Annotated in this window: 17 protein-coding genes; 11 read left to right on the top strand and 6 right to left on the bottom strand. The window is 72.0% G+C overall.

All coding sequences use genetic code 11. The features are described 5' to 3' along the window. The coding region (locus AB0I82_RS18915; RefSeq protein ID WP_351219746.1) for a biotin carboxylase N-terminal domain-containing protein at positions 1-93 on the bottom strand (93 nt) is incomplete at its 3' end. 397 nt (positions 94-490) lie between these two features. Here AB0I82_RS18915 and AB0I82_RS18910 point away from each other — a divergent pair. Next, a complete protein-coding gene (locus AB0I82_RS18910; RefSeq protein ID WP_363258376.1) occupies positions 491-952 on the top strand; it encodes a hypothetical protein in 462 nt (153 codons plus the stop codon). Here AB0I82_RS18910 and AB0I82_RS18905 read toward each other — a convergent pair. Next, complete coding sequence (locus AB0I82_RS18905; RefSeq protein ID WP_363258375.1) at positions 933-1538, bottom strand: nucleoside triphosphate pyrophosphatase; 606 nt, start codon at positions 1536-1538, stop codon at positions 933-935. The two genes, AB0I82_RS18910 and AB0I82_RS18905, sit on opposite strands and share 20 nt — an antisense overlap. Positions 1539-1735: 197 nt before the next feature. On the opposite strand from AB0I82_RS18905, the gene AB0I82_RS18900 reads away from it, so the two are divergent. The 3 genes from AB0I82_RS18900 to fahA are packed head-to-tail and all read left to right on the top strand — an operon-like array spanning position 1736 to position 5097. Continuing rightward, positions 1736-2959 (top strand): cupin domain-containing protein, encoded by a 1224-nt coding sequence (locus AB0I82_RS18900; protein WP_363258430.1) that lies wholly within the window; start codon positions 1736-1738, stop codon positions 2957-2959. Between the two features lie 3 nt (positions 2960-2962). Then, positions 2963-3859 (top strand): hypothetical protein, encoded by an 897-nt coding sequence (locus AB0I82_RS18895; RefSeq protein ID WP_363258374.1) that lies wholly within the window; start codon positions 2963-2965, stop codon positions 3857-3859. Continuing rightward, positions 3856-5097, top strand: coding sequence for a fumarylacetoacetase (gene fahA / locus AB0I82_RS18890; RefSeq protein WP_363258373.1), 1242 nt, complete (start codon positions 3856-3858; stop codon positions 5095-5097). Before AB0I82_RS18895 ends, fahA begins: the two co-directional genes overlap by 4 nt. Positions 5098-5103: 6 nt before the next feature. Here fahA and AB0I82_RS18885 read toward each other — a convergent pair whose 3' ends face one another. From AB0I82_RS18885 to AB0I82_RS18875, 3 genes are all read right to left on the bottom strand, one after another. Continuing rightward, positions 5104-5235 (bottom strand): hypothetical protein, encoded by a 132-nt coding sequence (locus AB0I82_RS18885; protein WP_363258371.1) that lies wholly within the window; start codon positions 5233-5235, stop codon positions 5104-5106. Between the two features lie 74 nt (positions 5236-5309). Beyond that, positions 5310-5516, bottom strand: a complete 207-nt coding sequence (locus tag AB0I82_RS18880) for an acyl-CoA carboxylase epsilon subunit (RefSeq protein WP_030265539.1) — start codon at positions 5514-5516, stop codon at positions 5310-5312. Positions 5517-5551: 35 nt separating this feature from the next. Continuing rightward, a complete protein-coding gene (locus tag AB0I82_RS18875; protein WP_363258370.1) occupies positions 5552-7159 on the bottom strand; it encodes an acyl-CoA carboxylase subunit beta in 1608 nt (535 codons plus the stop codon). A gap of 156 nt (positions 7160-7315) precedes the next feature. Between AB0I82_RS18875 and AB0I82_RS18870 the strand changes: the two genes are divergently transcribed. The 5 genes from AB0I82_RS18870 to hutH all read left to right on the top strand — a co-directional run bounded on the left by AB0I82_RS18870 (position 7316) and on the right by hutH (position 13470). After that, a complete protein-coding gene (locus AB0I82_RS18870) occupies positions 7316-8206 on the top strand; it encodes a biotin--[acetyl-CoA-carboxylase] ligase (protein ID WP_363258369.1) in 891 nt (296 codons plus the stop codon). A gap of 208 nt (positions 8207-8414) precedes the next feature. Further along, positions 8415-9560, top strand: coding sequence for an adenylate/guanylate cyclase domain-containing protein (locus AB0I82_RS18865; RefSeq protein WP_363258368.1), 1146 nt, complete (start codon positions 8415-8417; stop codon positions 9558-9560). Positions 9561-9704: 144 nt separating this feature from the next. Next, positions 9705-10511 (top strand): enoyl-CoA hydratase-related protein, encoded by an 807-nt coding sequence (locus AB0I82_RS18860; protein WP_363258367.1) that lies wholly within the window; start codon positions 9705-9707, stop codon positions 10509-10511. Positions 10512-10749: 238 nt separating this feature from the next. Further along, positions 10750-11844 (top strand): GGDEF domain-containing protein, encoded by a 1095-nt coding sequence (locus tag AB0I82_RS18855; protein WP_363258429.1) that lies wholly within the window; start codon positions 10750-10752, stop codon positions 11842-11844. A gap of 81 nt (positions 11845-11925) precedes the next feature. Further along, the gene (gene hutH, locus AB0I82_RS18850) at positions 11926-13470 is read left to right on the top strand and encodes a histidine ammonia-lyase (RefSeq protein WP_363258365.1); all 1545 of its coding nucleotides are present in this window, start codon (positions 11926-11928) and stop codon (positions 13468-13470) included. A gap of 130 nt (positions 13471-13600) precedes the next feature. Here the strand turns inward: hutH and AB0I82_RS18845 are convergent, their stop codons facing one another. Then, positions 13601-13972, bottom strand: a complete 372-nt coding sequence (locus tag AB0I82_RS18845) for a hypothetical protein (RefSeq protein ID WP_363258364.1) — start codon at positions 13970-13972, stop codon at positions 13601-13603. A gap of 105 nt (positions 13973-14077) precedes the next feature. On the opposite strand from AB0I82_RS18845, the gene AB0I82_RS18840 reads away from it, so the two are divergent. Both AB0I82_RS18840 and AB0I82_RS18835 read left to right on the top strand, forming a co-directional pair. Then, positions 14078-14407, top strand: a complete 330-nt coding sequence (locus AB0I82_RS18840; RefSeq protein WP_223733806.1) for a hypothetical protein — start codon at positions 14078-14080, stop codon at positions 14405-14407. A gap of 207 nt (positions 14408-14614) precedes the next feature. Further along, positions 14615-15886, top strand: a complete 1272-nt coding sequence (locus AB0I82_RS18835; protein ID WP_363258363.1) for an Ig-like domain-containing protein — start codon at positions 14615-14617, stop codon at positions 15884-15886. Positions 15887-15979 lie beyond the last annotated feature (93 nt).

Here is a 15979-nt window from a genome sequence, read left to right as displayed (position 1 = left end):
GTAGACCGCTACGCTCCCGATCCCGGCGTCCCGGCATGCCCGGGCCACGCGGACAGCGATTTCGCCACGGTTGGCGATGAGCACCTTGCGCACGATGGCTCCCTCCTCGAAACAAGCTGATTTTAGGGACTGACGACACCACGTGCCGAGTCGCCCCTGAGGGTGAGCTTCCCCACAAGGCGCCTGTGTCCGACGCGAGCCGCGCGTCGAAGTCCCCTGCATCCCCAGGGTATGCCCGGAATCCCGGGCGTACGACGGAGACCTGGTGTGGGCAAGGTCTCGGTTGGCTCGACTTCCTTACGATGCTGATTCTTTGTGGAGACCCTACGAATGGCGGAGCGAAACTTTGCCGGGTGGGTGTCGGGTGTGACGCAGGGGACGCTGCCTGCCGCAGACCCCTTGTCCCTTCTATTACCCAGCAGTAGCGTGCACTCGTCTTCTGTACTGGCGGTAACGGGCGCGAAAACGCGCCGGGCAACAGCGGAAGTGGGTGGGTGCGGTGGCGGCACGCAGGCCGGTGGCCGTGGTGACGGCGGTGGTACTGGTCCTGGAGGCGGCCGGGATCGTGCTGCTCAACTGGATCCTCAGCGTCTTCGTCGACAAGCAGCAGATGTCGATGGCGGGCCTGGAGACCCACGCGATGTCGACCGGGGCCTGGATCGGCGGCCTGGTCTTCGGCCTCTACCTGCTGTTCTGCGCGTACCTGGCGCTGCGCTGCGCAATCCGGGACCGCGCGCCCGGCGGCTTCGCGCGCACCGTCCTCATCAGCTGCGCGGTGATCCACGGGGTGGTCGGCGCGTTCACGGTCGGCCTGGTCGGCTGGGCCGCCTTCGCCGGCGCCATGGTCGTCCTCGGCCTGCTCATCTTCACCCTGTTGGCGTACGCCCCGGCGGCCGGGACCGCCGAGCCGGCCGAGGGTCCGGAACCGGCCGCTACGCCCACAGCTCCGTGATCTCCACCCCCACCTCCGCCAGCAGGCGGCGGAGCAGCGGCAGGGAGAGGCCGATGACGTTGCCCGGGTCGCCGTCGATGCCGTCGATGAAGGGGGCCGAGCGGCCGTCGAGGGTGAAGGCGCCCGCGACGTACAGCGGTTCGCCGCTCGCCACGTAGGCGGCGATCTCCGCGTCGGACGGCTCGCCGAAGCGGACCGTGGTGCCGGCGGTCGCCGAGACGCGGCGGCCGCTCTCCGTGTCGATGACGCAGTGCCCGGTCTGCAGCACGCCGGACCGGCCGCGCATCGACTTCCAGCGCGCGGTGGCGTCCTCGGCGTCGGCCGGCTTGCCCAGCGCGCGCCCGTCCAGTTCCAGTACGGAGTCGCAGCCGACGACCAGCGCGCCGGCGGCCTCCGTGCGGCGGGCCACGACGTCGGCCTTGGCCTCGGCCAGTACGCGGGCCAGCTCGCCCGGGGTGTCGGCGGTGAGCGCGTCCTCGTCGACGCCGCTGACGATGACCTCGGGGGCCAGGCCGGCCTGGCGCAGCAGGCCGAGGCGGGCGGGGGACTGGGAGGCGAGCACGAGGCGGCGGCGCTGTTCGGTCATGCGGGTCATCGTAGGCCGAGGGTGAGTTCCCGATTTTTCCGCGTCGGTCTTCCTTGCCGGCCGAGGCCCGCCGGCGGCCGTTGGGCCATTGACAGGCGTTCGGGCTGCGGCCACAGTCAGGGGCGTTCGAATATCAGTGAGTGGTGTCCGTTATTCGTACGCGCCGCCATGGGCGCGAGGAGGGGGCGCTCGACCCCATGCCGTACTACCGCCGCGCCGGCGACGTCCCGGCCAAGCGCCACACCCAGCACCGCGGCCCCGACGGCGGCCTGTACTACGAGGAGCTGATGGGCGAGGAGGGCTTCTCCTCGGACTCCTCGCTGCTCTACCACCGGGCGATCCCCTCGGCGATCACCGACAGCCGCCCCTGGGAGCTGCCCGACCTCACCACCGTCGCCAACCATCCCCTCAAGCCCCGGCACCTGAAGCTGCCCGCGCTCTTCGCGGCCGCCGACCCGGCCGCCACGGACGCGGTCACCGGGCGCCGCCTGGTGCTCGGCAACGAGGACGTACGGATCGGCTATGTCGTGGCGGGCGCGGCCTCGCCGCTGTACCGCAACGGCGTCGGCGACGAGTGCGTGTACGTGGAGAGCGGCACGGCCCGGCTGGAGACCGTCTTCGGCGTGCTGGACGCGGGGCCCGGCGACTACCTCGTCATCCCGCGCGCCACCACCCACCGCTGGGTGCCCACCGGGGACGCTCCGCTGCGCGCGTACTGCATCGAGGCGAACAGCCATATCGCCCCGCCGAGCCGCTATCTGTCCCGCTACGGGCAGCTGCTGGAGCACGCCCCGTACTGCGAACGGGATCTGCGGGGGCCGGGTGATCCGCCGGCCGTGGACGGTGGACCGGTCGATGTCCTGGTGAAGCACCGCGGGCCGGGGCCCGGCGGCCTGGCCGGTTCCGTACTGACCTACCCCACCCACCCCTTCGATGTGGTGGGCTGGGACGGCTGTCTGTACCCGTACGCCTTCAGCATCCACGACTTCGAGCCGCTGACGGGGCGGGTGCACCAGCCGCCGCCCGTCCACCAGGTCTTCGAGGGGCACAACTTCGTGATCTGCAACTTCGTGCCGCGGAAGGTCGACTACCACCCGCTGTCGATTCCCGTGCCGTACTACCACTCCAACGTCGACTCCGACGAGGTCATGTTCTACTGCGGCGGCGACTACGAGGCGCGCAAGGGCTCCGGTATCGGGCAGGGCTCGGTGTCGCTGCACCCGGGCGGGCACGCGCACGGCCCGCAGCCCGGCGCCTATGAACGCAGCATCGGCGCGGAGTTCTTCGACGAACTGGCCGTCATGGTCGACACTTTCCGGCCGCTCGGACTCGGCGAGGGTGGTACCGCCTGCGAGGACGAGGGGTATGCCTGGACGTGGGCAGGTGGCCACGGCCCCGGCCACGGACCTCAGGAGGCGTGAGCGATGACCGTACCCGCGTTGTACGAACGGCTCGTGGACGATGCCGGGCTCTTCCCGCCCGAGCAGCTGGAGATGGCCGCGGCGGTCGCCCGGCACCGGGCCGACGAGGCGGCCGGTGATCCGCGGCTCAGCCACCGGTTCCTGTGCCCGGCCGAGCGGCTGCCGGAGCTGTCGGCGGCGCTGGACGACGCCGACCGCTTCCGGGTGGGGCTGATCAGCCCGCTGGAGTGGGGCGCGCTGGTCGACGCGCACCGCCTGATCGCCGCCGACGGCCGGCTGCGGCTGGTCGCCCTGGAGGGCCCGCCCCCGGCAGCACCCGACCTCGTAACGTCCGTCCGGAAGGCCGCCGACGCCCTGAAGAACCTGCCGTACGGGCCGCCGCCCGGCTTCCCCCAGTACGTCGAGATCCCGCTCACGGACGGGTGGGAGGCCGCCCTCGACGAGCTGGCCACCGCCGGGCTCGCCGCCAAGGTCCGCTGCGGCGGCGTCCGCGCCGAGCTGTTCCCCGCGACCGAGCACCTGGCGGTGTTCGTGTCCGCGTGCGTGCGGCGCGGGCTGCCCTTCAAGGCCACCGCCGGGCTGCACCACGCCGTGCGGTACCGCGACACGCGCACCGGCTTCACCCACCACGGGTTCCTCAACCTGCTGCTGGCGGTCTGCCGGGCGGCGGACGGCGCCGCGCCCGACGGCGTCGAGGCCGTGCTGCGGTCCACCGATCCGGTCGCGCTGGCCGCCGAGGCCCGCGCGGTGACCCCGGCCCTCGCCACGCGTACCCGCGCGGTGTTCACCGGGTACGGCTCGTGCAGTACGAGCGAACCGCTGGAAGACCTGCGGGCGCTGGGCCTGACCGGCTCCCGCGCGCATCCGAAGACCCCCACCGACAGGGAGCTGGACGCATGACGACCCGATCCTGGGTGCCCGTACCGGAGCACTCCGACTTCCCCGTGCAGAACCTGCCGTACGGGATCTTCTCCCGCGCGGGGGAGCCGCCGCGGGCCGGTGTGGCGATCGGCGAGTACGTCCTGGACCTGGCGCAGCTCGGCACGGACGCCGGGCTGCCGCACGCGGAGGACTTCGCGGCCCCGAGCCTGAACCCCTTCATGGCGCGCGGCCGGGACGCCTGGCGCGCGGTGCGGGCCCGGCTGACCGTGCTGCTCTCCGACGAGTCCTACCGCGCGGCCGTCGAGCCGCACCTGATCCCGCGCGCCGAGGTGACCCTGCACCTGCCGTTCGAGGTCGCCGACTACGTCGACTTCTACGCTTCCGAGCACCACGCGTCGAACGTGGGCAAGGTCTTCCGCCCCACGCAGCCGCCGCTCACCCCGAACTGGAAGCACCTGCCCATCGGTTACCACGGCCGCGCGGGCACCGTCGTCCCCTCCGGCACCCCCATCGTGCGGCCGTGCGGCCAGCGCAAGGCCCCCGACGCCGAGGCGCCCGGCTTCGGCCCGTCGGTCCGGCTGGACATCGAGGCCGAGGTCGGCTTCGTGGTGGGTACGCCGTCGGAGCTGGGCAGCCCGGTGTCCACAGCGGACTTCGCCGACCATGTCTTCGGCGTCGTCCTGGTCAACGACTGGAGCGCGCGCGACATCCAGGCGTGGGAGTACGTGCCGCTCGGCCCGTTCCTCGGCAAGTCCTTCGCGACCTCGGTGTCCCCGTGGGTGGTCCCGCTGGAGGCACTGGAGGCGGCGCGGGTGGCGCCGCCGGCGCAGGACCCGGAGCCGCTGCCGTACCTGCGGACGGACGAGCCCTGGGGCCTGGACCTGGCGATCGAGGTGGCGTGCAACGGCGAGGTGGTCTCCCGGCCGCCGTTCCGCACCATGTACTGGACGGCAGCGCAGATGCTCGCCCATATGACCGTCAACGGCGCGAGCCTGCGCACCGGCGACTTCTACGCCTCCGGCACGGTCTCGGGCCCGGACCCCGACCAGCGCGGCTCGTTCCTCGAACTGGCCTGGAACGGCACCGAACCGGTCAAGCTCGCCGACGGCTCCACGCGCGCCTTCCTCGCCGACGGCGACACGGTCACCCTGCGCGCCACAGCCCCGGGCCGGGACGGCGTACGGATCGGATTCGGCGAGGTCAGCGGCACGGTCGAGCCGGCACGCGGCGCGGCCGGCTCCGAGCCTGCGTCATAAAGGCGCTCAGCCCGACAGGCCGAGCAGCAGCAGTAAAAGCACCGCGGCCACCGCCAGCACGATGCCGGCCCGACGGAGCATGGCCTCGGCCTGGCGCAGCTCCTCGGAGGGATCGTCGGACGGATCGGACCACAGCATGCTTCCGATCGTGCGCCTCTCGTCGCGGTGGCGCCTGAGTACGCGTACTCAGGCGCCACCGCGACGTTGCCGGGTCAGCGCGGCCAGAAGCTGGTACGCCAGGCGCGCGGGCCCGGATGCGGAATCCGTCGCGGTACGAGGGACGCCGGGTCGGACCACTCCTCGCCCTGGTCCCGGCCGCCGGGCGCGGCGGCAGCGGCGGCCGCCGCGCGGGCTTGCACCACCGCGACTGCGGCGGCCAGCTCCTCGGGTGTCGGGTTGCCCCGTACGACCTTGATCACCGTCAGCCTCCTTACAACCGTCGGTACGTCGCGTCCTACAGCGGGATGTTGCCGTGCTTCTTCGGGGGCAGCTGCTCGCGCTTGTTGCGCAGCGTGCGCAGGCCGCGGACGATGTGCCGGCGGGTCTCGGACGGCATGATCACCGCGTCCACGTAGCCGCGCTCGGCCGCCGCGTAGGGGTTGAGGAGGGTGTCCTCGTACTCCGCGATCAGCTCCTGGCGCTTGGCCTCCTGCTCGGCCGGGTCCTCGATGGCGGCGAGGGTGCGGCGGTGCAGGATGTTGACCGCGCCCTGCGCGCCCATGACCGCGATCTGGGCGGTGGGCCAGGCCAGGTTGAGGTCGGCGCCCAAGTGCTTGGAGCCCATGACGTCGTACGCGCCGCCGAACGCCTTCCGCGTGATGACCGTGATCAGCGGGACGGTGGCCTCGGCGTACGCGTAGATCAGCTTGGCGCCGCGGCGGATGATGCCGTCCCACTCCTGGTCGGTGCCGGGCAGGAAGCCGGGCACGTCCACGAAGGTGAGGACCGGGATGTTGTAGGCGTCGCAGGTGCGCACGAAGCGCGCGGCCTTCTCGGACGCCTTGATGTCCAGGGTGCCGGCGAACTGCATCGGCTGGTTGGCGACGATGCCCACCGAGTGGCCCTCCACGCGGCCGTAGCCGGTGACCATGTTGGGCGCGTACAGCGCTTGGACCTCCAGGAACTCCCCGTCGTCCAGCACGTGCTCGATGACGCTGAGCATGTCGTACGGCTGGTTCGCCGAGTCCGGGATGAGGACGTCCAGCTCGCGGTCGTGGTCGCTGGTCTCCAGGTCCGCTTCCTCGGGGAAGGAGGGCGGCTCGGAGAGGTTGTTGGAGGGCAGGTAGGACAGCAGCGCCTTGATGTACTCGACGGCGTCCTTCTCGTCCCCCGCCATGTGGTGCGCGACGCCGGAGGTGGCGTTGTGGGTGCGGGCGCCGCCCAGCTCCTCGAAGCCCACGTCCTCGCCGGTGACGGTCTTGATGACGTCCGGTCCGGTGATGAACATGTGCGAGGTCTGGTCGACCATGACCGTGAAGTCGGTGATGGCCGGGGAGTACACCGCACCGCCCGCGCACGGGCCGACGATCAGGCTGATCTGCGGGATCACGCCCGACGCATGGGTGTTGCGGCGGAAGATCTCGCCGTACGCGCCGAGCGAGACCACGCCCTCCTGGATGCGCGCGCCGCCGGAGTCGTTGATGCCGATGACCGGGCAGCCGTTCTTCAGCGCGAAGTCCATCACCTTGACGATCTTCTCGCCGAACACGCCGCCCAGCGCGCCGCCGAAGACGGTGAAGTCCTGGCTGAACACCGCGACGGGACGGCCGTCGACGGTGCCGTAACCGGTCACCACGCCATCGCCGTAGGGGCGGTTCTCCGCCATGCCGAAGTCCGTCGAGCGGTGCCGCGCGAACTCGTCGAGTTCGACGAAGGAACCCTCGTCCAGCAGCAGGTCGATCCGCTCACGGGCGGTCAACTTGCCCTTGGCATGCTGCTTTTCCACGGCGCGCGCGGAACCGGCATGGGTGGCTTCTTCGATACGTCGCTGAAGATCCGCCAGCTTGCCCGCGGTGGTGTGGCTGGCTGAATTGTCAAACGAGAGTGCTTCCGGCTCGGACATCGGGATGCGGCTCCTGCTCGTCCTGGACTGGTGCTCGTACGGGGGGCTCTTCGCTCAGGGGTTGGCTACCGATTCGTAGCGTATCGGCGGCACTGCTCAGCGGCACTGCGTCGTTGGCCACACTCCGGCCCCCCGGAGCCTCTTAGGGTGGGCAGCATGACGCCTCAACCTCCCGTAAACCCCGAAAACTCAGACAAAGACCGGGGCGGCCGGTGGGCCGACCTCGACCGTCCCCCGCTGAACGAGACGGCACTGCGCAAGGCCCTCGTCCGCGACGGCTCCCTGTGGACCTCCCTGGACGTGGTCCAGGTCACCGGCTCCACCAACACCGACCTGGCGACCCGCGCGGCCAAGGGCGAGGCGGCGGCGGGCAGCGTGCTCGTCGCGGAGGAGCAGTCGGCCGCCCGCGGCCGGCTGGACCGCAAGTGGTCGGCGCCGCCCCGCTCCGGGCTCTTCTTCTCCGTCCACCTCAAGCCCGAGGTGCCCACGGACCGGTGGGGCTGGCTGCCGCTGCTGGCCGGCGTCGCCACCGCCACCGCGCTCTCCCGCGCGGCCGGCGTGGACACCGCGCTGAAGTGGCCCAACGACCTCCTCCTCACCGTGGACGGGGAGGAGCGCAAGGGCGGCGGCATCCTCGCAGAGGCGGCCGCCGGCGGTGTCGTCCTCGGCATCGGGCTGAACGTTTCGCTGCGCGCCGACGAGCTCCCGGTGCCCACCGCCGGGTCGCTCCTCCTGGCCGGCGCCCAGGGCACCGACCGCGACCCGCTGCTGCGCGCCGTACTGCGCTCGCTGGAGAAGTGGTACGGCGACTGGGAGGCGGCCGGCGGCGACCCGGCGGCCAGCGGGCTGCAGGAGGCGTACGCGGCGGGCTGCGCGACGCTCGGCCGCACGGTCCGCGCGCTGCTCCCCGGCGACCGGGAGATCCGCGGCGAGGCGGTGGCGCTGGACGGCGACGGGCGGCTGGTTCTGGCCACCGCCGACGGTGTGCAGCTGCCGGTCGCGGCGGGCGACATCGTCCACCTGCGGCCGGCCGCGGACGAGGGTTGACCGCGCGGGGCCGCCGCGGAATGAGGTGACGGGAGACGGCAAGTGGTTCTTGACGACATTCCACACCTGCGAATGATGCGTTATGTGTGGAATGTGAGAGTGAGCCAGAGCACACCTGCCGTATCGTTGACGCGATCGGCCCGGCAGCGGGCCGCGGGCGAACAGTGATCGGAAGGGCAGTGCGCAGGGATCGGAAGAGGAGGGCGCGGTGACCCTCGACGACTCGGGCGCAGCACCGCGCGAAGCGGAAGCGGTCCGGCGTGCCGCCGACACCGCCGACGACGGCTCCGACGGGGAGTCCGGCGACGACACCATCGCCCTCCGCCTGGAACAGCTGATCCTCGGCTCCGAGCGGCGCTACACGCCGTTCCAGGCGGCCCGCAGCGCCGGCGTCTCGATGGACCTGGCCTCCCGTTTCTGGCGGGCCATGGGCTTCGCCGACATCGGCCAGGTCAAGGCGCTCACCGAGGCGGACGTCCTCGCCCTGCGCCGGCTCTCGGGCCTGGTGGAGGCCGGACTGCTCAGCGAGGCGATGGCGGTCCAGGTGGCCCGCTCCACGGGCCAGACCACCGCCCGCCTCGCCGACTGGCAGATCGACTCCTTCCTGGAGGGCCTGACCGAGCCGCAGGACTCGGGCCTGACCCGTACGGAGATCACGTATCCCCTGGTCGAGCTGCTCCTGCCCGAGCTGGAGGAGTTCCTGGTCTACGTCTGGCGCCGGCAGCTGGCCGCCGCCACGGGCCGCGTCGTCCAGGCCCAGGACGACGCCGAGATGGTCGACCGGCGGCTCTGCGTCGGCTTCGCCGACCTGGTCGGCTTCACCCGCCTCACCCGCCGCCTGGAGGAGGAGGAACTGGGCGAGCTGGTCGAGGCGTTCGAGACCACGGCCGCCGACCTGGTCGCCGCGCACGGCGGCCGGCTCATCAAGACCCTGGGCGACGAGGTGCTGTACTCCGCGGACGACGCGGGCACCGCCGCCGAGATCGGGCTGCGCCTCATCGAGACCATGGCCAATGACGAGACCATGCCCGAGCTGCGGGTGGGCATCGCCTTCGGCACGGTCACGACCCGCATGGGCGATGTCTTCGGTACCACGGTGAATCTGGCCAGCCGACTCACCTCCATAGCACCGAAGGACACCGTCCTGGTCGACGAGGCGTTCGCCGAGGAGCTGAGCCGCACCGGCGAGGCCCCGGTCTCCGAGGCCGAGGCCGCAGCGGCGGAAAAGGAGGCCGACGGCCCGGTCCCCAAGTACCGCTTCGCCCTCCAGCCCATGTGGCAACGCCCGGTCCGCGGCCTGGGAGTCGTGGAGCCGTGGCTACTGACGCGGCGTCCGCCCAAATCAAGCCCTTGAGGCAAATCAGGCCCGTCCGGCGTTTGAGGACCGGGGGTCCGGGGGCAGCGCCCCCGGTTTCGGGAAGGGGCGGGTCCGGGGCACTCTCCCCCCACCCGGTTACGATCGCCATGTAAGCGATCGTTAACCGGGAGGGCGGGCCCCATGGGCGACCAGCAAGAACAGCGATACGGCGAGCACGTAGCAGTCATCCGCCACGGCGACCACGTAGCCGAGCTGGCCATGGACCGCCCCAAGGCCATGAACGCCGTCTCCACGGACATGGCCCGAGCCCTCACCGCCGCCTGCGAAGCCCTCACCGCGGACCGGTCCGTAAGGACCACCGTGCTGACCTCCACGCACGACCGTGCGTTCTGCGTCGGCGCCGACCTCAAGGAGCGCAACTCCTTCACCGACGCCGACCTGATGCGCCAGCGCCCGTACACCCGCGCCGCCTACACCGGCGTACTGGAACTGCCGATGCCGACCATCGCGGCCGTGCACGGCTTCGCGCTCGGCGGCGGCTTCGAGCTGGCGCTCTCCTGCGACCTCATCGTGGCCGACCCCACCGCCGTCGTCGGCCTCCCCGAGGTCTCCGTCGGCGTGATCCCCGGCGGCGGCGGTACGCAGCTGCTGCCGCGCCGGGTGGGCGCCGCCCGCGCCGCCGAGCTGGTCTTCACCGCGCGCCGCGTCGAGGCCGCCGAGGCCGCCGAGTTGGGCCTGATCGACCAGCTCGTCGGCGCGGGCGAGGACCGTACGCAGGCACTGGAGCTGGCCGCGCGCATCGCCCGCAACTCCCCGGTCGGGCTGCGCGCCGCCAAGCGCGCCATGCGCCTGGGGCACGGCCTGGACCTGCGGACCGGCCTGGACCTGGAGGACGGCGCCTGGCGCAGCGTCGCGTTCTCCGGCGACCGGGCCGAGGGCGTGGCCGCCTTCAACGAGAAGCGGACGCCGGACTGGCCGGGGGAGTGACCCCAGCCGTACTCCCGGCCGTACTCCCGGCCGTACTCCCGGCCGTACCCAGTAGCTGTCCGTAACCCCATAAGGGGCGGACCGTGGCAAACCTTCCTACTCTGTAAGGTCAAGGCGCGCCTACGGTGACGGATTGCGAGGGCCGGTGACGGGCGAAGCGGTGGGCGGAAGCGCGGACGGCGGGCGCGAGGACGGATGCGCCGCCCGGCTGCGGGCCGTCGTGGCGCTCGCGCAGGCCATGGCCGCAGCCCACCACCCCAAGGAGTCGGCGCGTGCCGCGGCGCACGGCGCGTGCGGGGCGCTGGGCGGCTCCTTCGCCGCGGTCTCCGTGTGGGAGCGCCAGCTCGGCCGGCTCCGGGTCCTGGTGAACGTCGGCGACCTGGCCGACGGCGAGCAGGAGTACCCGGACGACGAGTCCTACCCGGTGCACGAGTTCCCGGAGATCGTCGGCTTCCTGCACGAGCGGTGGGCGGGCGGCGGCGAGCCCGAGGCGTGGGTGGAGACCGCCGACGGGCCGCACGAGGCGGGCTCGTACTGCCATCAGCGCGTGGCCGCGCTGCGCCGCCGGGGCCGGGGCAGCTGCGTGGTCGCGCCGATCGTGCTGCACGGCCGGGCCTGGGGCGAGCTGTACGTGGCCCGGCCGCGCGGCGCGCCGGTCTTCGGCCGGGACGACGCGGACTTCGCCACGGTCCTGGCGGCGGTGGCGGCGGCCGGCATCGCGCAGACCGAGCGGCTGGCCGAGGCCCGCAGGCTGGCCTTCACCGACGCGCTGACCGGGCTGGCGAACCGGCGCGCGGTCGACATGCGGCTGGACGAGGCGCTGGAGCGGCACCGCGCCGAGGGGACCGTCGTCAGCCTGATGATCTGTGACCTCAACGGGCTGAAGCGGGTGAACGACACCCAGGGGCACGCGGCGGGCGACCGGCTGCTGGAGCGGTTCGGGTCGGTGCTGTCGCTGTGCGGCGCGATACTGCCGGGCACCCTCGCGGCCCGCCTCGGCGGCGATGAGTTCTGCCTGCTCGCGGTCGGGCCGCCGGCCGGGGACGTGGTGTACGTGGCGTCGGAACTGTGCCGCCGCGCGGGCGCGTTGGACCTCGGTGAGGGCGTGGCGGTCGGCGTTGCCTCCACCGGTGACCCGGTCGGTGAGGTGCGGTCGGCGCGCCGCCTCTTCCGGCTCGCGGACGCCGCGCAGTACCGCGCCAAAGAGGCGCGTGCACCGGGGCCGGTGGTGGCGGGCCGGGAGGGCGGCGCGGACGACCCGGTCGTGCGGATGGCCGATGCGCCGGACCGCGGCCCGGCGCCGCACGGGGAGCGCCGCCGGTTCCGCCGCTGAACTCGTGCGTTCTGCGAGGTAAGGGGTGCAGCCGCACCCCGCTGATGACATCTGTGCTTTCACTCTCTAGGGTGCCTGAATATGGATATGCACACCGTGGTGCTGGGGACGACCGGCACGACCGCTCAGGACGTCATCGACGTGGCCCGTGGCGCCGCCCGGATCGAGGTTTCCGCCGACGCCCGCGCGGCCGTCGCCGCCTCCCGCGCCTTCATCGACGACCTCGCCGCCAAGCCGGACCCGGTCTACGGCGTCTCCACCGGCTTCGGCGCGCTCGCCGTCCGGCACATCAGCCCCGAGCTCCGCGCCCAGCTGCAGCGCAACATCGTCCGCTCGCACGCGGCCGGCATGGGCCCGCGCGTGGAGCGCGAGGTGGTCCGCGCGCTGATGTTCCTGCGCCTGAAGACCCTTGCCTCCGGCCGTACGGGCGTCCGCCCCCTCGTTGTCGACACGATGGCGGAGCTGCTGAACGCGGGCATCACCCCCGTCGTCCACGAGTACGGCTCGCTCGGCTGCTCCGGCGACCTCGCGCCGCTCTCGCACTGCGCCCTGACCCTGATGGGCGAGGGCGAGGCCGAGGGCCCCGACGGCGTCGTACGGCCCTCCGGCGAGCTGCTGGCGGCCCACGGCATCGAGCCCGTCGAGCTGCGCGAGAAGGAGGGCCTGGCCCTCCTCAACGGCACCGACGGCATGCTCGGCATGCTCGTGATGGCCTGCGCCGACCTCGCCCGCCTCTTCACCTCCGCCGACATCACCGCCGCGCTCTCCCTGGAGGCGCTGCTCGGTACGGACAAGGTCCTCGCGCCCGAGCTGCACGCCATCCGCCCGCATCCGGGCCAGGCCGCCTCGGCCGCCAACATGCTCAAGGTGCTCGCCGGCTCCGGCCTCACCGGCCACCACCAGGACGACGCGCCCCGCGTCCAGGACGCCTACTCCGTGCGCTGCGCCCCGCAGGTCGCGGGCGCGGGCCGGGACACCCTCGCGCACGCCCGCCTGGTCGCCGAGCGCGAGCTGGCCGCCGCCGTGGACAACCCCGTCGTCCTGGAGGACGGCCGGGTGGAGTCCAACGGCAACTTCCACGGCGCCCCGGTCGCGTACGTCCTGGACTTCCTCGCCATCGCCGCCGCCGACCTCGGCTCGGTCGCCGAGCGCCGCACCGACCGGCTGCTCGACAAGAACCGCAGCCACGGCCTGCCCGCCTTCCTGGCCGGCGACCCGGGCGTGGACTCCGGCCTGATGATCGCCCAGTACACGCAGGCCGCGCTGGTCAGCGAGATGAAGCGGCTCGCGGCCCCGGCCTCGGTGGACTCCATCCCGTCCTCCGCCATGCAGGAGGACCACGTCTCGATGGGCTGGTCGGCGGCGCGCAAGCTGCGGACCGCGATCGACAACCTGACCCGGGTGGTCGCCGTCGAGATGTACGCGGCGACGCGCGCGGTGGAGATGCGCGAAGGGGCGACCCCGTCGCCCGCCACCCGCGCGGTGCTGGACGCCGTACGGGCCGAGGGCGTGCAGGGCCCGGGGGAGGACCGTTTCCTCGCCCCCGACCTGGCGGCGGCGTACGACGTCGTACGCAGCGGCAAGCTGGTCGCGGCCGTGGAGTCGGTCACGGGGAAGCTGGCCTGACGCCCGCCGCCGGCGGTTCCCCGCCGTCCCCTCTGGGTAACCCCCTGCTGGGGGGATGTGATCGTTCGAATCGCCTGTAAGGCGCGGTGGCCGTTCTTGGAAGCCCCGTGGGTCCCGGACCCGCGGGGCTTCAGGCCGTCTCGCCGCGCGAGCGGCGCACGGCGAGGGTGACCAGGGCGGCCCCGACGCCGAGGAAGGCCGTGCCGCCGACGGCGTACGGCGTGGTGTCGAGGGAGCCGGAGTCGGCGAGCCGGACCTCGCCGGTGCCCTGCGTGCCGTCCGTACCGGCGGCGACCTGCGTACCGGGGGCGACGCGCCCCTGCTGACCGGCCCCCGCGGTCGCGTCCGTACCGGCCCGTACGTCCTGGCCCACGGCCGGGGCGGCGGAGTGCCGCGTCCCCTCCTCGTGCTCGGCCGTGGCGTTCGCCGACGGCACGAAACAGAGCGCGATCAGCACCGAACCGGCCGCAGCGGCAGTCACCAGTGGTCGGCGTGCGGTCACGGAACGATCCCCCTTCACGGCTCGGCGGTTGGCCGTTACCCAGATGTTAGTAACAGCCGCGGGTCGCGGGGAAGCCAGGGGCCCTACGTGCTTACGCTCCGTGGCATGAGCAACGGTGACACATCACGGTTTGTCCGCCTGCGCGTCGACCTGGTCATGGAGATCACGGATCCCGACCTGCTGACCGGCGCGGCCCTCGACGGGATCAGCGACGAGGACCACCTCTCCGATCAGGAGCGCAGCTACGCGCGGCAAGCGGTCCAGGCGGAGCCGGCCGAGGCCGTCGCGCACCTCGTCGACCCCTTCGACCTCGTCAACGACGTACCCGGCGTCGAACTCACCCAGGCGTCCTGGACCAGCGAGGAGACCGACTACGACCCCGAGGCCGAGGAGTGGGACCTCGGGGACGCGGGGGACGACGAAGAACTCGTCTGAGGTCCTGCTGAGGCCCTGCGCCACGGCCTGAAGGGCCGGTACGGGCGGCCGTCCGCACGCCCGTACCGGCGGTGTCCTTTCCCACACTTTCCGGGCGAATGGAACGGGAAATGGGGAACAGGTGTTCATCATGGGAGTGACTGGGGCGAAGTGCGCCCAGTCGGGCTCGGGGAACCTTCAGGTTCAGTAGCAATGGAGTAGTGACTGATGACGGACAGCAAGCGCCGCAGGGGCTTCATAGCCACCGCCGCTCTGCTGGGCGGGGCGCTGACGCTCGCGGCCTGCGGCGGCGGTGCCGACAAGGCGAGCGGCGACAGCGGCGGCTCGGGGCCTCCCCAGCAGCACGAGAAACAGGAACAGGTCGACCGGGCGGCCGCCAAGGACGCCTCGGACGCCCAGATCAAGATCGCTCCGAAGAGCGGCACGGACGACGCGGGCATCAACAACGACACCAAGGTCAGCGTCACGCAGGGCAAGCTGACCGACGTCACCATGACCTCCGTGGAGACCAAGGAGCAGGTGACCGGCACGATCGCGCCCGACGGCAAGTCCTGGAAGCCGCAGTCCCCGCTGAAGCGCTCCACGCAGTACCGGATCACCGCGCACGCCGAGGACTCCAAGGGCCGCACGGCGGTCGAGCACTCCACGTTCAGCACCGTCTCGCCCAGCAACAGCTTCATCGGCAACTTCACGCCTGAGGACGGCTCGACCGTCGGCGTGGGCATGCCGGTATCGCTGAACTTCGACAAGCCGGTCAAGAACAAGGCCGCCGTCGAGTCGAAGATCAAGGTCGCGGCGAGCAGCAACCAGAAGGTCGTCGGCCACTGGTTCAGCGACACCCGCCTGGACTTCCGCCCGGAGGAGTACTGGAAGGCCGGCTCCAAGGTCACCATGGACCTCGACCTGGACGGCGTCGAGGCCTCGCCCGGCGTGCAGGGCATCCAGGACAAGACCGTCAGCTTCGACGTGGGCCGCTCCCAGGTGAGCACCGTCGACGCCAAGACGCACCGGATGACCGTGGTGCGCGACGGCAAGACCGTGAAGCAGATCCCGATCTCGGCCGGTGGCCCGGAGAACCCGACCTACAACGGTCAGCTGGTGATCTCCGAGAAGTTCGAGCAGACCCGTATGGACGGCTCGACGGTCGGCTTCAAGAAGAAGGACGGCAAGGGCGAGTACGACATCCCCGACGTCCCGCACGCCATGCGGCTCTCCAACTCCGGCACCTTCATCCACGGCAACTACTGGGGCAAGGGCATCTTCGGCAAGGCCAACACCAGCCACGGCTGCATCGGCCTGGAGGACGCCAAGGGCGCCAAGGACGACAAGACCGACGGCGCGTGGTTCTACAACAACTCCCTCCTCGGTGACGTCGTCGTCATGAAGAACTCCCCGGACAAGACCATCCAGCCCGACAACGGCCTGAACGGCTGGAACATGGACTGGTCGCAGTGGACGGCGGGCAGCGCCCTGCAGTGACCCGGGCGTACTGACCTGACCTGACCTGACAGCTCACCGACCTGACGGCTTCCCCGAGCCGCGCGGGCGGCACTCCGGACCGGTGTCCGGGTG

The organism is Streptomyces sp. NPDC050315 (assembly GCF_040655775.1).
Classification (GTDB): domain Bacteria; phylum Actinomycetota; class Actinomycetes; order Streptomycetales; family Streptomycetaceae; genus Streptomyces.
The sequence above is the reverse complement of the archived record's forward strand: the minus strand, read 5'-3'. Positions and strand labels throughout refer to the sequence as shown.

Bases quoted from the DNA above. Each gene is read 5' to 3' on its own strand.
- AB0I82_RS18860 (WP_363258367.1), top strand. From the start codon at position 9,705: ATGGGCGACCAGCAAGAACAGCGATACGGCGAGCACGTAGCAGTCATC.
- AB0I82_RS18885 (WP_363258371.1), bottom strand. From the start codon at position 5,235: ATGCTGTGGTCCGATCCGTCCGACGATCCCTCCGAGGAGCTGCGCCAG.
- AB0I82_RS18870 (WP_363258369.1), top strand. From the start codon at position 7,316: ATGACGCCTCAACCTCCCGTAAACCCCGAAAACTCAGACAAAGACCGG.
- AB0I82_RS18895 (WP_363258374.1), top strand. From the start codon at position 2,963: ATGACCGTACCCGCGTTGTACGAACGGCTCGTGGACGATGCCGGGCTC.
- AB0I82_RS18835 (WP_363258363.1), top strand. From the start codon at position 14,615: ATGACGGACAGCAAGCGCCGCAGGGGCTTCATAGCCACCGCCGCTCTG.
- hutH (WP_363258365.1), top strand. From the start codon at position 11,926: ATGGATATGCACACCGTGGTGCTGGGGACGACCGGCACGACCGCTCAG.
- AB0I82_RS18855 (WP_363258429.1), top strand. From the start codon at position 10,750: ATGGCCGCAGCCCACCACCCCAAGGAGTCGGCGCGTGCCGCGGCGCAC.
- AB0I82_RS18900 (WP_363258430.1), top strand. From the start codon at position 1,736: ATGCCGTACTACCGCCGCGCCGGCGACGTCCCGGCCAAGCGCCACACC.
- AB0I82_RS18840 (WP_223733806.1), top strand. From the start codon at position 14,078: ATGAGCAACGGTGACACATCACGGTTTGTCCGCCTGCGCGTCGACCTG.
- fahA (WP_363258373.1), top strand. From the start codon at position 3,856: ATGACGACCCGATCCTGGGTGCCCGTACCGGAGCACTCCGACTTCCCC.
- AB0I82_RS18905 (WP_363258375.1), bottom strand. From the start codon at position 1,538: ATGACCGAACAGCGCCGCCGCCTCGTGCTCGCCTCCCAGTCCCCCGCC.
- AB0I82_RS18875 (WP_363258370.1), bottom strand. From the start codon at position 7,159: ATGTCCGAGCCGGAAGCACTCTCGTTTGACAATTCAGCCAGCCACACC.